11 protein-coding genes and 1 tRNA gene are annotated in these 12,238 nt (G+C 66.0%); 4 read left to right on the top strand and 8 right to left on the bottom strand.

All coding sequences use genetic code 11. The annotated features are described in order from the left end of the window. Nucleotides 1-207: 207 nt before the first annotated feature. Genes cysN through cysQ form a run of 3 tightly spaced genes read right to left on the bottom strand, consistent with a single transcriptional unit; the run spans nt 208 to nt 3,811 of the window. Nucleotides 208-2,118 carry a sulfate adenylyltransferase subunit CysN gene (gene cysN / locus ACQY4K_RS10430; RefSeq protein ID WP_428395835.1) on the bottom strand — a complete coding sequence of 637 codons (1,911 nt, stop codon included), beginning with the start codon at nt 2,116-2,118 and terminating at the stop codon, nt 208-210. Continuing rightward, on the bottom strand, nt 2,118-3,023 hold the full coding sequence (gene cysD / locus ACQY4K_RS10425; RefSeq protein WP_428395833.1) for a sulfate adenylyltransferase subunit CysD: 906 nt from the start codon (nt 3,021-3,023) through the stop codon (nt 2,118-2,120). Before cysD ends, cysN begins: the two co-directional genes overlap by 1 nt. Before the next feature lie 11 nt (nt 3,024-3,034). Next, on the bottom strand, nt 3,035-3,811 hold the full coding sequence (gene cysQ / locus ACQY4K_RS10420; RefSeq protein ID WP_428396062.1) for a 3'(2'),5'-bisphosphate nucleotidase CysQ: 777 nt from the start codon (nt 3,809-3,811) through the stop codon (nt 3,035-3,037). 153 nt (nt 3,812-3,964) lie between these two features. On the opposite strand from cysQ, the gene ACQY4K_RS10415 reads away from it, so the two are divergent. Next, the gene (locus tag ACQY4K_RS10415; RefSeq protein WP_428395831.1) at nt 3,965-4,963 is read left to right on the top strand and encodes an NADP-dependent oxidoreductase; all 999 of its coding nucleotides are present in this window, start codon (nt 3,965-3,967) and stop codon (nt 4,961-4,963) included. On the opposite strand, the gene ACQY4K_RS10410 is transcribed toward ACQY4K_RS10415, so the two are convergent. Then, on the bottom strand, nt 4,950-7,424 hold the full coding sequence (locus ACQY4K_RS10410; RefSeq protein ID WP_428395830.1) for an MFS transporter: 2,475 nt from the start codon (nt 7,422-7,424) through the stop codon (nt 4,950-4,952). The two genes, ACQY4K_RS10415 and ACQY4K_RS10410, sit on opposite strands and share 14 nt — an antisense overlap. 122 nt (nt 7,425-7,546) lie before the next feature. On the opposite strand from ACQY4K_RS10410, the gene ACQY4K_RS10405 reads away from it, so the two are divergent. Continuing rightward, nucleotides 7,547-8,887, top strand: coding sequence for an MFS transporter (locus ACQY4K_RS10405; RefSeq protein ID WP_428395828.1), 1,341 nt, complete (start codon nt 7,547-7,549; stop codon nt 8,885-8,887). Here the strand turns inward: ACQY4K_RS10405 and ACQY4K_RS10400 are convergent. Continuing rightward, nucleotides 8,880-9,188 carry an SWIB/MDM2 domain-containing protein gene (locus ACQY4K_RS10400; RefSeq protein WP_428395826.1) on the bottom strand — a complete coding sequence of 103 codons (309 nt, stop codon included), beginning with the start codon at nt 9,186-9,188 and terminating at the stop codon, nt 8,880-8,882. The genes ACQY4K_RS10405 and ACQY4K_RS10400 overlap by 8 nt on opposite strands. Before the next feature lie 225 nt (nt 9,189-9,413). Here ACQY4K_RS10400 and ACQY4K_RS10395 point away from each other — a divergent pair, with 225 nt between their 5' ends. Further along, a complete protein-coding gene (locus ACQY4K_RS10395) occupies nt 9,414-10,022 on the top strand; it encodes a fasciclin domain-containing protein (protein WP_428395824.1) in 609 nt (202 codons plus the stop codon). 22 nt (nt 10,023-10,044) lie between these two features. On the opposite strand, the gene ACQY4K_RS10390 is transcribed toward ACQY4K_RS10395, so the two are convergent. The 3 genes from ACQY4K_RS10390 to ACQY4K_RS10380 are packed head-to-tail and all read right to left on the bottom strand — an operon-like array spanning nt 10,045 to nt 11,985. Next, nucleotides 10,045-10,263, bottom strand: a complete 219-nt coding sequence (locus ACQY4K_RS10390; RefSeq protein WP_428395822.1) for a Trm112 family protein — start codon at nt 10,261-10,263, stop codon at nt 10,045-10,047. Between the two features lie 16 nt (nt 10,264-10,279). Next, nucleotides 10,280-11,023 carry an LON peptidase substrate-binding domain-containing protein gene (locus tag ACQY4K_RS10385; protein ID WP_428395820.1) on the bottom strand — a complete coding sequence of 248 codons (744 nt, stop codon included), beginning with the start codon at nt 11,021-11,023 and terminating at the stop codon, nt 10,280-10,282. Next, on the bottom strand, nt 11,023-11,985 hold the full coding sequence (locus ACQY4K_RS10380) for a tetratricopeptide repeat protein (protein ID WP_428395818.1): 963 nt from the start codon (nt 11,983-11,985) through the stop codon (nt 11,023-11,025). The genes ACQY4K_RS10385 and ACQY4K_RS10380 overlap by 1 nt, the downstream gene beginning before the upstream one ends. 115 nt (nt 11,986-12,100) lie before the next feature. On the opposite strand from ACQY4K_RS10380, the gene ACQY4K_RS10375 reads away from it, so the two are divergent. Further along, nucleotides 12,101-12,175, top strand: a tRNA-Gly gene (locus ACQY4K_RS10375). Nucleotides 12,176-12,238: the final 63 nt, after the last annotated feature.

Genomic DNA, 12,238 nt, shown 5'->3' with positions numbered 1-12,238 from the left:
CGTGAAATATTGCCTTTTACTGTGGCAGGACTATCACGGCGTTTGGAAGTTTAGCTGTTTGTTTGGGCATTTGAACCAGAAATAAACAGTAAATTTGCTGTAGACGTACTCACGTCCTTCCCTATGCTCCCAACTCGACCAGTGATGCCGCATCGGCGTGGGCTCGGCACGCGACCAGCGGTCGCCTTCGCACAAATCGGCTTGGTGCTACGCGAAGCCGAGCAGTTGCTGGACGATCAGGTGGGCGGCCTGTTCGGCGCTGAGCACGGTCGTGTCGATGTGGATTTCCGGGGCCAACGGCGCCTCGTAGGGGCTGTCGATGCCGGTGAAATTGGCCAGAGTGCCGGCTCGCGCCTTTTTGTAGAGGCCCTTTGGGTCGCGCCGCTCTGCCTCGGCGAGCGGGGTGTCGACGTGAATTTCGATGAATTCGCCGGGGGCCATCATGTCGCGCACCAATTGCCGCTCGGCGCGGAACGGCGAGATGAAGGCGGTGATAACGATCAGGCCGGCGTCGGTCATCAGCCTGGCCACTTCGCCGACCCTGCGGATGTTTTCGATGCGGTCGGCTTCGGTGAAGCCAAGATCCTTGTTCAGCCCGTGCCGAACATTGTCGCCGTCGAGCAGGAACGTATGCCGGTTCATGCGGTGGAGCTGCCGCTCCACCAGGTTGGCGATGCTCGACTTGCCGGCGCCGGACAGGCCGGTGAACCAGAGCACGGCGGGGCGCTGGTTCTTCAGGCCGGCATGCGCCTCGCGGCTGATGTCAAGCGCCTGCCAATGCAGGTTCTGGCTGCGTCGCAGCGAGAAATGCAGGGTGCCGGCGGCGACGGTGGCATGGCTCAGCTTGTCGATCAGGATGAAGCCGCCGAGATCGCGGCTGTCGGCGTAAGGCTCGAAGACGATCGGCTTGTCGGTTGAGAGGTTGGCGACGCCGATCGCGTTCAGCTCCAGCGTCTTGGTCGCCAAATGCTCCTGGGTGTTGACGTTGAGCTGGTATTTCGGCGCCTGCACGCTCGCACTCACCGTCTGCGCGGCGAGCTTGAGCCAATAGGGGCGGCCCGGCAGCAGCGGCTCGTCGGCCATCCAGACCAGGGTCGCCTCGAACTGGTCGGCGACCTGCGGCGGATTGCCTGCGGCTGCAATCACATCGCCGCGCGAGCAGTCGATCTCGTCGGCGAGGCAGATCGTCACCGACTGGCCCGCGACGGCGCGGTCGAGATCGCCGTCGAAGGTGACGATGCGCGAAACCGTCGAGGTACGGCCCGAGGGCAGCACACGGATGGCGTCGCCAGGGCCGAGCGTGCCGCTCGCGATCAGGCCGGAAAAGCCACGAAAATCGAGATTGGGCCGGTTGACCCACTGCACCGGCATACGAAACGGCCGCGCCTGATCAGCAACCGTATCAAGCGGCACCGTCTCCAGATGCGCAATCAAGGTCGGGCCTTCGTACCAGGGCGTGTTGGCCGAGCGGGTGGTGATGTTGTCGCCGACAAAGCCCGAAATCGGCATCGGCGTGAAGGCAGCGATCCCGATGCTTTTGGCGAAGGCCGCGTAGTCGGCGACGATCGCATTAAAGCGGGCACGGTCGTAGCCTATCAGGTCCATTTTGTTGACGGCCAGTACCAGGTTGCGGATGCCGACCAGGTGGGCGAGCGTGCTGTGCCGACGGGTCTGTGTGAGCACCCCCTTGCGGGCGTCGATCAGGATTATTGCCAGGTCGGCTGTCGAGGCGCCGGTGACCATGTTGCGGGTATATTGCTCGTGTCCAGGTGTGTCGGCGACGATGAACTTGCGTGCGTCGGTGGCGAAGAACCGGTAGGCGACATCAATCGTGATGCCCTGCTCGCGCTCTGCGGCCAGCCCGTCGACGAGGAGCGCGAAATCGATCGCGCCTCCTTGCGTGCCGACCCTGCGGCTGTCGGCTTCGAGGGCGGCGAGCTGGTCCTCGAAGATCATCTTGCTGTCGTAGAGCAGCCGGCCGATCAAAGTGGACTTGCCGTCATCGACGGAGCCGCAGGTGATGAAGCGCAGCAGCGATTTATGCTGGTGGCGTAGCAGATAGGCGTCGATGTCCTGGGCCGCGAGGTCGGAAGGCTGGTAGGCGTGATCGGGGTCCATCAGAAATACCCCTCCTGCTTTTTCTTCTCCATCGACGCACTCTGGTCATGGTCGATGGCGCGCCCCTCCCGCTCCGACGTCGTGGTCAGCAGCATCTCCTGGATGACCTGAGGGAGTGTCGTGGCCTCGCTCGGCACCGCGCCGGTCAGCGGATAGCAGCCGAGTGTGCGAAAACGGATGGAGCGCGGCTCGGGCTGCTCGCCCGGAAGCAGGCGGAAGCGCTCGTCGTCGACCATCAGGATCATGCCGTCGCGGACCACCGTCGGCCGTACGGCTGCGAGATAGAGCGGCACGATCTCGATGTTTTCGAGATGGATATATTGCCAGATATCGAGTTCGGTCCAGTTCGATATCGGAAAGACGCGGATGCTTTCGCCCTTGTTCTTGCGGCCGTTATAGAGGCGCCAGAGTTCCGGCCGCTGGTTCTTCGGATCCCACTGGTGATTGGCCGACCGGAAGGAAAAGATCCGCTCCTTGGCGCGGCTCTTCTCCTCGTCGCGGCGGGCGCCGCCGAACGCCGCATCGAAACCGAACTTGTCGAGCGCCTGCTTGAGGCCTTCGGTCTTCCACAAATCGGTATGCACCGCCGAGCCGTGATCGAACGGGTTGATGCCGCGTGCCATCGCGTCGGGGTTATGGTGGACCAGCAGCTGCATGCCGCTCTCGGCCGCCATACGGTCGCGCAGTGCATACATCGCCCGGAATTTCCAGGTGGTATCGACATGCAGCAGTGGGAATGGCGGTGGCGACGGGAAGAACGCCTTGCGCGCGAGATGCAGCATCACCGCGGAGTCCTTGCCGATCGAATACAGCATCACCGGCCGCTCCGCTTGGGCTGCGACCTCGCGCATGATGTGGATCGACTCCGCCTCCAGGCGCTGGAGGTGGGTGAGGGTGGTGCTCATGGTGATGCCCGTCAGTTCAGGGGCCGCAAGGGTGCGGGTTGGTAGGGCCCGGTGGCGATGAAGCCCGGGTTGGCGAAGCGTGGTTTGCCATAGGCGAGGGGATGGTTGTCGAGATCGAGCACGCGGCCGCCGGCGGCGCGCAGGATGGCGTCGCCCGCGGCGGTGTCCCATTCCATCGTCGGCGCCGGACGCGGATAGACGTCGGCCTCGCCGCTGGCGACCAGCACGAACTTGAGCGACGAGCCGATCGAGACGCGTTGGCCGACGCCGGCGGCGGCCAGCCACGCTTCGGTCGCGGCTGTGCTGTGCGACTTCGAGGCGACCGCGCACAGGATCGCGCCCGGCTTGCGCACGGCGATCCGCGTGGCAACGCCAGCGTCGGCATACGGCGATTGCTCGGCGCGCCAGGCGGTGCCGGCGGCCACGTCCCCCCAATAGAGTGCTGCGCGCGCCGGCGCGTACACCACCCCCAACGAAGGCGCACCGTCCTCGATCAGGCCGATATTGACGGTAAAATCGGTGCCTCCGGCGATGAACTCGCGGGTGCCGTCGAGTGGGTCGACCAGGAAGAAGCAGGCGCCCACCGCAGGCAACAGGCCGGCAGAGGCGGCCTCCTCGGCGATGACCGGGATCCACGGCGCAAGCGCCGCGAGCCCGGCCATAATCAGGAGCTCGGCATCGCGGTCCGCCGCGGTAACGGGCGAATGGTCAGCCTTGCGCGAGACGCTGACCGCACCATTGAAATGGTCCTGGACGAGCCCCCCGGCACGCACCGCGAGCGCGATCATTTCGGTCAACAGGTCCGATCGCCCCACCCTGGAATGATCCCTTCCGCGCAATCCGCGTTGGTATTAGCGCAAAATTACTGCGTCAAGGCTGTTCTCCCCTGGCGGGGGCACGCGGCCGAGCGCAGATCACGTTCGAACAGGGAGTGCGAACCGATGGCCGAGATGAACCACCAGATTCTGCTGGCAAGCCGCCCGAGCGGGGCGGTGCAGCCGGCTAATTTCCGACTGGTCGAGGTGCCGCTGGCGCCGCTCGCGGACGGCCAGGTGCGCGTGCGCAACCATTATCTCTCGCTTGACCCGTATATGCGCGGCCGCATGAACGACTCCAAATCCTATGCAGCGCCGCAACCACTTGATGCCGTGATGATCGGCGGCACGGCGGGCGAGATCGTCGAAAGCCGCAATCCGGCCTGGACCGTCGGCACCAAGGTGGTCGGCATGGCGGGCTGGCAGGAGTTTGCCACCAGCGACGGCACCGGCATGCAGCGGGTCGACGACAGCCATGTGCCGCTATCGGCCTATCTCGGCCCGGTGGGCATGCCGGGGGTGACCGCATGGTATGGGCTGAACCGTATCTGCACGCCGAAGGCGGGCGAGACCGTGGTGGTGAGTGCGGCGAGCGGTGCGGTCGGCAGCGTCGTGGGGCAGCTCGCCAAGCAGAAGGGCTGCCGGGTTGTCGGCATCGCCGGGGGGTCGGCCAAGTGCAGCTACGTGGTCGACGAGCTCGGCTTCGACGCCTGCCTCGACTACAAGGCGGGCGCGATCGACGCGGCGCTGCGCGACGCGGCACCCGACGGGGTCGACGGCTATTTCGACAATGTCGGTGGCGCGATCCTCGATAGTGTCATGCTGGCGATGAACGCATTCGGCCGCATCGCGGTATGCGGCGCCATCGCCGGCTATGACGGCGAGCCGCTGGTGATGCGCCGGCCGACGCTGATCCTGCAGTCGCGTCTGAAGATCGAGGGCTTCATCGTCTCCGAGCATATGGGCGACTGGCCTGCAGCACTCGGCGAGCTGGGCGGCCTGGTGGCCAAGGGCACGCTGAAATACCGCGAGAGTGTGGCCGAGGGGTTGGCCCGCGCGCCGGAGGCCTTCATCGGCCTGCTGAAAGGCCGCAATTTCGGCAAGCAACTGGTCAAGCTGATCTGACACAGGCGGCCAGCACGGCAAAGCCTGCGCAGGCGGCGGCGGCGAACAGCGGCAGTCCGTTTCGCGTCAGGTCCATCGCCGTGCCGGCCGCGGTCGGCCCGACGAAGGCGCCCACACCCCAGGCGACCGACATGACCGCATAGACGGAGACCAGGTCGCCGCCGGCGAAGCGGCTGCCGACGTCGGCCATCATGATCGTATAGATGCCGACGAACAGGCCGCCCCAAAGGAACAGCACCACGAACAGCAACGGGTAGGCGAGCAGCGGTGTTGCCAGCACCAGCGGCCAGATCAGCGCGCCGATGGCCGACGCGACGCCGAGACCGATCGCGAGGCGTCGCCGGTCGACACGGTCGCCGAGCCAGCCGATCGGCAGTTGCAGCAGGATCGCACCCAGCAACAGCACCGACAGCAGCAGCGTCGCCGACCGCTCGCCCCAGCCCGAGCGCATGGCGTAGATCGGTAGGAACGACATGCCGGCGGTCTCCAGCGCCGCATTCACCAGGGTGGCGCCGATCGCGACCGGGGCGAGTGCCAGATAGCGCCACGGCTTGCCGTGCGACGGCCGCGCGAAGACAGGTGTGCGCACCCACGGCATCGCAATCGAGAGCAGCGCCAGCAGCGCCGCAGCCGCGCCGATCAAATAGGGCAGAGGTCCGTTGGTGCCGACGACGGTCAGGATCAGCGGGCCGAGCGCGAAGCCGAGCGATAGCGACGCGGTATAGACCGCCATCGTGCGCGCCCGGCTGGCCTCGGCGCTGAGCTGGTTGAGCCAGGTCTCCGACATCACGAACAGGGTCTCGGCACTGGCGCCGAGCACGATTCTGAGCGGGAACCAGAGCCAGATCAGCCCCACCGCCGGGAACAATGCCAGCGTCGCACTGGCGGCGAGCAGGGCGAAGGCGATCGGCAGCTTCGGGCCGCTGCGCCAGGCGAGCGCCGGCAGCAGCGGTGCGACCAGCAGCACGCCGACCGCGTGCATCGCCGCGTTGGCGCCGATGAAGCCGCGGCCGAAGCCCTGCTGCGCCAGGCTCAGCGCCAGCAACGGCGCGCTCAGCCCGTAGGTGAGGCCGAAGACCATCGCGCTGACGATGATCGAGGCCATCGCCGGGACGTGCGAGCGGGTCGGCAGCGCCTCGGCGGTCTGCGCGCGACGGCGCTCCTGGTAGCGCCCGCGCACGTTCCAGAGGCGGGCGAACCAGCGCTGGCGATGGCCGTCGAGCACGAATTGCAGCGCCTGGCCGTAATCCAGCACCAGGCCGGGGGTCCAGGTCATCGCCTCCGCCCGCGCCCGCCAGAGTGCCAGCAGCCACATCGCCGGATCGGTGAGCAGCAGCAGCAAGGTCAGCCAGGGGCGGCGCTGGCCGAGCACGCCTTCGACGGCGGCGTCGAGCGAGAGCGCCACGGTCGAGGAGCAGTTGCGGCTGGTGAGGTTGTAGACCGGATGGGCGCGGTAGCACTCGAAGAAGGCACGCAGGGCGGCGGCGTTGTAGCGCGTAAAGGCCAGCTCACGATCCGGAGCACGCCATGACGCACACTCCTCCGCGAACGAGGACTTGAACCGGCCCGGGACGTCGTTCTCCACCCCGGCGCGCAGCAGACGGCCGAAATCCGCGGGCGCGTGGTCCATCTCGTCGGCCGGGCAGAGGCTGACATAGGTGTCGGGCGGCAGCGACAGGGCGGCATGACCGGTTGAGATCACGCCGCCCTGGTCGATCGCCGCGATGTAGCGGTCGACCACCAGTCGGCGCTGCGGCTGCACCGCCGAGCCGACCGGCGTCCAGACATGCACCAGCAGCGGCGAGTCGCTCTCCCAGGCGGCCGCGGCGGCCTGTGCGGGATGCAGGATGCCGCGCCCGTGCCAGTTCGGCCCGGCGAACAGCGGCAGGTCGGTGACCGAGGCGCCGGGCCGCAGCCTGCGTAACTGCAGCCCGAGCCGCAGCAGGTTCCAGGACGCAGCACACAGGGCGACGCCGATGCAGAACGGCACGGTATGACGGTGCGGCACCGGCCAGGGTGCCCAGATCAGCGCCGCCACCACCCATTCCAGGACCGCGGTCAGGGCGGATCGCTGCCAGCGGACCGACCGGATGACCAGCGCCGATGCCAGTCGGAAGCCGCCGTCCAGGACCAGCAGGGCGCCCAGCGTGACCGTGGCCACGATGTTCTGGTCCCAGGGCAGGTCGACGGCGAGGAACCCGAGCACAAAGAAGCCGAGCGATTTCAGCACCGGGACAGTCGCATTGGGGAAGCCGATCGCGGCCAGGCGCAGCAGCCTCACAGTGCCTTCGAGGGTCAAAGCCAGAGCAATAACGTCGGTGGCGACGATGATCGCGGTGTCGAACAGGTGGACGATGAAGACGACGCCGAGTGCAGCAATGGGCAACGAGAGCAGGATAAACAGCGGCCATGCACGCCGCAGCGGCGCCGCTCCAAGCAGCAGGAGCACAAGCCGGATCATTGTCCCCCCACCACGTTTCCCTGGGACCAGCGATGTTCTAGCGTCGCTCTCAAAGCGTCGGGCAAGGCGTTGCAACGTATATCTTGCATAAGGCAGGGGGTTGCATAAGGCAGGGGGGCGGAATGGCAATCACCAGTTCTCAATCGGGTGCGACGCAACGCGGCGGACGCGCGGCGATGCCGTCGGCGCGTTGGTTGATGATCGGCCTGTGCTTCGTCGCCATCTCGATCAACTACACCGATCGCGCCAACCTCGCTGTGGCGGCTCCCAGCATCAAGCATGCGCTGGGGCTCGGCGACACCACCATGGGTTTCGTGCTCGGTTCGTTCTTCTGGACCTACGCCCTGATGCAGATGCCGGCCGGCTGGCTGGTGGACCGCTACGGCGCGCGTCTGATGTTCCCGATTGCGGTGTGCTGGTGGTCGCTGTTCACTGCGGCCACGGCCCTGGCGAACTCGGCGGCGTCGCTGATCGGTTTCCGGCTGTTGCTGGGGGCCGGCGAGGCGGGCGGCTATCCGGCGTCGGCACGGGTGGTGTCGCGCTGGTTTCCGTCCCAGGAACGCGCCTTCGCCTCGTCGATCTTCGATTCCGGCTCGCGCGTCGGCAGTCTTGCGGCGTTTCCGCTTTGCGCCTGGCTGATCGCCTCATTCGGCTGGCGCACCTCCTTCGTGGTGACCGGGCTGCTCGGCTTCATCTGGGCGGTGGCGTGGCTCGCCATCTACCGCAAGCCGGAGCGTCATCCCGATGTGACCCCCGAGGCGCTGCATGAGCTGGAGTCGCAGCGTCGCACGAGAGCACCGGAGGGCACGGCGATCCGTTGGGTGTCGCTGTTCCGCTACCGCACGATCTGGGGGATGATGATCGGGTTCTTCTGCCTGAACTTCACGATCTACTTCTTCATCACCTGGTTTCCGACCTACCTGTTGGACGCGCGGCACTTCTCGCTCAAGCAGTTCGGCACCTGGGGCCTGATTCCCGGTCTGATCGCGATCCCCGGCGGCTGGCTCGGCGGTGTCACCTCGGACTGGCTCTACCGTCGCGGCTGGAGCCTGACCGCGGCGCGCAAGACTTGCCTGGTCGGGGGGATGCTGATGTCCTCGGTTATTACCCTTGCCGCCATCGTACCCGCGGCCTGGATGGCGCTGGCTCTGTTCGGGCTTGCCTATGCCAGCCTCGCCTTTACCGGCGCAAACATCTGGTCGCTGCCCGGTGATGTTGCCCCCACGCGCGCCCAGGTCGCCTCGATCGGCGGCATCCAGAACTTTGCGTCCAACCTGGCCGGCGTCGTGACAACAAGCTTCACCGGCGTGATGCTGACCATCACGCACGGCTCGTTCGTCATACCCTTGGTAACGGCGGGGGTGCTTTGCCTGGTGGGTGCGGCAACCTACCTGTTTGTTGTCGGCCCTATAGAGCCGCTACCGCTGCCACCAGGCTCAAGCAAGCCCGGTCAACTCATTTGAGATGATTGGCGAGGTGCTTGTTCATCTCGAACATCGTCACGCGATCCTTGCCGAAGACCTTCTTCAGCGCCTCGTCGGCGACGATTTCGCGCTTGTTGTCGGGGTTCTGCAGGTTGTTCTTCTTGATGTAGGTCCAGACCTTGCTGACCACCTCGCCGCGCGGTAGCGGCTCAGCCCCGACGACGACAGCCAGTTCGCTGGAAGGCTTCAGCGGCTTCTGCAGAGCGTTTGGCGCGGCTCCAGCCTTTGGCGGCGAGACCTTCTTGGCGCGGGCGGTTTTCGGCTTGGTGTCGGTTGGCATGCACAGGTCTCGCTTTAATCGTTTGGGTGAGTGTGGCGGTATGAAGGTCGCTCGTAAACAGGTCGAATCGCCGGTTTGGGATCCGAACGGATGGCGACCCAAATGTTTCCGCCCCGGAGCCGGACAACTATCCTGGATTGCATCCCCCGCATCCAGGGCGCGCTCGACAGAGTAGAGCCTTCCAAGAGGGACGCGCTGTGCGGCCCAACAGGAAGGCCTGGTTCCATGACTCTGCGCAAGAGTGTCCCGATGATGATGGTTGCGGCCCTGCTGGCGGGCTGCTCGCAGTCGGCGACACCGCCCGCGACCGCCGCCGCCTCCCAGAGCAGTGCCGCGGACACCACGATGAGCGACCCGATGGTAGGGGGTGCGGCCATGTCGCCGCAGAAGAACATCATCCAGAACGCGGTCAACTCCAAGGACCACACCACCCTGGTCGCCGCCGCCCGCGCTGCCGGTCTGGTCGAGACACTCTCCGGACCCGGACCGTTCACGGTATTCGCGCCGACCAACGAGGCCTTTGACGCACTGCCAAAGGGCACCGTAGCAACCCTGCTCAAGCCGGAGAACAAGGCGGAACTCACCAAGATCCTCACCTATCACGTCGTCGCCGGCAGCCTGGGCACCAAGGCGCTGGACGCACAGATCATGGCCGGTGGTGGCAAGGCGACGCTCACCACGGTTGAGGGCGAGCCGCTGGTGGTTTCGATGGCACCGTCTGGCGGCATCATGCTGACCGACGTCAAAGGTGATACGGCAATGGTGACCATCCCCGACGTCTATCAGTCAAACGGCGTCATCCAGGTCATCAACCACGTGCTGATGCCGAACTGAGTGCACCCGTGCGCGTCGCCAATCAGGAGTCCAGGCGACGCGCTTCGTCGGGAAGCATGATCGGGATCCCATCGCGTATCGGGTAGGCGAGCCCCGCCTTGTGACTGATGAGTTCGCCGGCATCTCGATCATACACCAGCTCCCCCTTGGTCACTGGGCAGACCAGGATTTCCAGCAGGCGTGGATCGACTGGGGTAGGGCGGGTGCCCGGATCGGCGGGCGCGTCTACAGGGTCAGACATCGTGCTCTGCCTTTGCTCACATGGTCTGCGGGGCGCCGCCGAACTCGGTCTCGTGCCCCGCCATTTGCAGCAGTGCCAGCAGCGTCCGTGCACGCATTGCCAATGTCGGGGCTTCCAGCAAGGCCTGCTTTTCCGCCACCGCAAAAGGGCAGATCATGCTCAACGTGATCACCAGGGTCTCGTCATCCATCTGCTCAATGGCTTCCCAGCGCGCCTCAAAGCCGCGCAGCGAAAAAAAGCGCCGCAAGGCCTCGATAAGGGCGTCGCGATCAAAGCCGGCAGGGGCTGGATCAACCATATCGCCGGCATAAAGCGAAAAATCCGGGGCCACGCGACGGTAACCGTGCAGCGGCTCGATTTCGCGTATCACCCGAAATCGGGCCACGCCGGCCAGGGTAATGGCATAGGTGCCGTCCTGGCGCTCGACAAATGAGGTCAGCCGTCCGACGCAGCCGATCTGGTAGAGCGCTGGGTTCGGCAGATTCGCACTTCGCCAGCCTGCGCGGGGTTCGTCGTCATCGTCGGTGACCTCATCGTCGTCCTCGGGCGGGGTCCCCTGCGGCTGCACCATCCCGATCAGACGGCGAGACCGGAGCGCGTCGTCCACCATCGCCAAATAACGGGGCTCGAAGATGTTCAGGGGCAACCGCCCGCGCGGCAGAAGCAGGGCTCCTGATAGCGGAAACACCGCAAGCTCGCCGTCCAGGTCGGCTAGCGACAGATCCTGCAACGCCGGCAGTGCGCGGGATGCGCCGCTCATCAGCTGAACAACAGCGCGGACATCCGCCGCCGGGAGGCGAGCGTCACCGGATCGTCCAGCCCCCAGGCCTCGAAGAACTTGATGAGCTGCAGCCGCGCCGCACCATTATTCCACTCGCGATCGCGTCGTAGGATCTCCATCAGCGCGTCCGCGGCGGCGGCCCGCTCGCCCAACGCGCTTAGGCCCGTCGCCAGGTCGTAGCGCGCCGCGTGATCGCCGGGATCGGCCTGCAGGCGCAGACGCACCGCGTCGAGCCCGTCCGCGGCCTGCCGCCCCTCCGCCGCGAGTGCGACCGCCGCCCGGGCGCCGGCGACGAGGGCATTCTCGGTGAGCGTGGCCGGCACCTGCTCGAGCACCGCGGCCGCCTGTTCCTCATCGCCAAGCGCCAGCAAAGCGCGCACGAGCCCAGCCCAGGCCTCGGCACTATCCGGCTCCTGCTCGAGAACGGCGCCATAGAGTGAGGCCGCCTCGTCCGCATCGCCGGCGTCCAACGCGGCTCGGGCCTCCGCCAGCGTGTCGGTCAAAGGCATCGCGCCGCCGGCCGCCTTGAGCAGGGTCTCGACGAACCGCTTGATCTCGCTCTCCGGCAACGCGCCCTGGAACAGATCAAGAATTTGCCCTTGCCAGAACGCCGCGACTGTCGGCACCGACTGCAACGGCAGACCAAGCTGGGTGAGCTGCCCGACCAGGGCGCGGTTTGCATCAATGTCGATCTTGACGAGCTTCACCCGTCCGCCTGCCGCACGCACCACCTTCTCGAGCGCCGGCGTCAGCTGCTTGCAGGGACCGCACCAGGTTGCCCAGAAATCCACCATGACCGGCAGCGTCTTCGACGCCTCGATGACATCCGCCATGAAGGTGCGCTCGCTGCCCTCGACGACGACACCGTCGGCAGCGCCCGCCGGCCCGGCGGTCGCCACGCCGGTTCCAGGTGTCTTGTTCTGGCCGATGATGTAATCCATGGGAGGCGCGATCCTGGCTTCGACGACAGCTTTAAGATTGTCGCCCAAAGCCACTCCCGCAAGCGCCTATTGCACGGCGCTGCAAACCGTTTTATGTGCCACCACCGCTCGGAGCGCGGGCGTAGCTCAGGGGTAGAGCACAACCTTGCCAAGGTTGGGGTCGAGGGTTCGAATCCCTTCGCCCGCTCCAGATTCATTAACGAAATTAGTCACCTAAAGGTTGCGATTAGCCGGCGAGGTCGCCTAGGTGAGC

This window comes from Lichenicoccus sp. (assembly GCF_965276875.1).
GTDB lineage: Bacteria > Pseudomonadota > Alphaproteobacteria > Acetobacterales > Acetobacteraceae > Lichenicoccus.
The sequence above is the reverse complement of the archived record's forward strand: the minus strand, read 5'-3'. Positions and strand labels throughout refer to the sequence as shown.

Bases quoted from the DNA above. Each gene is read 5' to 3' on its own strand.
- cysQ (WP_428396062.1), bottom strand. From the start codon at position 3,811: ATGATCGCGCTCGCGGTGCGTGCCGGGGGGCTCGTCCAGGACCATTTC.
- ACQY4K_RS10410 (WP_428395830.1), bottom strand. From the start codon at position 7,424: ATGATCCGGCTTGTGCTCCTGCTGCTTGGAGCGGCGCCGCTGCGGCGT.
- ACQY4K_RS10415 (WP_428395831.1), top strand. From the start codon at position 3,965: ATGGCCGAGATGAACCACCAGATTCTGCTGGCAAGCCGCCCGAGCGGG.
- ACQY4K_RS10400 (WP_428395826.1), bottom strand. From the start codon at position 9,188: ATGCCAACCGACACCAAGCCGAAAACCGCCCGCGCCAAGAAGGTCTCG.
- ACQY4K_RS10385 (WP_428395820.1), bottom strand. From the start codon at position 11,023: ATGAGCGGCGCATCCCGCGCACTGCCGGCGTTGCAGGATCTGTCGCTA.
- ACQY4K_RS10390 (WP_428395822.1), bottom strand. From the start codon at position 10,263: ATGTCTGACCCTGTAGACGCGCCCGCCGATCCGGGCACCCGCCCTACC.
- ACQY4K_RS10395 (WP_428395824.1), top strand. From the start codon at position 9,414: ATGACTCTGCGCAAGAGTGTCCCGATGATGATGGTTGCGGCCCTGCTG.
- ACQY4K_RS10405 (WP_428395828.1), top strand. From the start codon at position 7,547: ATGGCAATCACCAGTTCTCAATCGGGTGCGACGCAACGCGGCGGACGC.
- ACQY4K_RS10380 (WP_428395818.1), bottom strand. From the start codon at position 11,985: ATGGATTACATCATCGGCCAGAACAAGACACCTGGAACCGGCGTGGCG.
- cysN (WP_428395835.1), bottom strand. From the start codon at position 2,118: ATGGACCCCGATCACGCCTACCAGCCTTCCGACCTCGCGGCCCAGGAC.
- cysD (WP_428395833.1), bottom strand. From the start codon at position 3,023: ATGAGCACCACCCTCACCCACCTCCAGCGCCTGGAGGCGGAGTCGATC.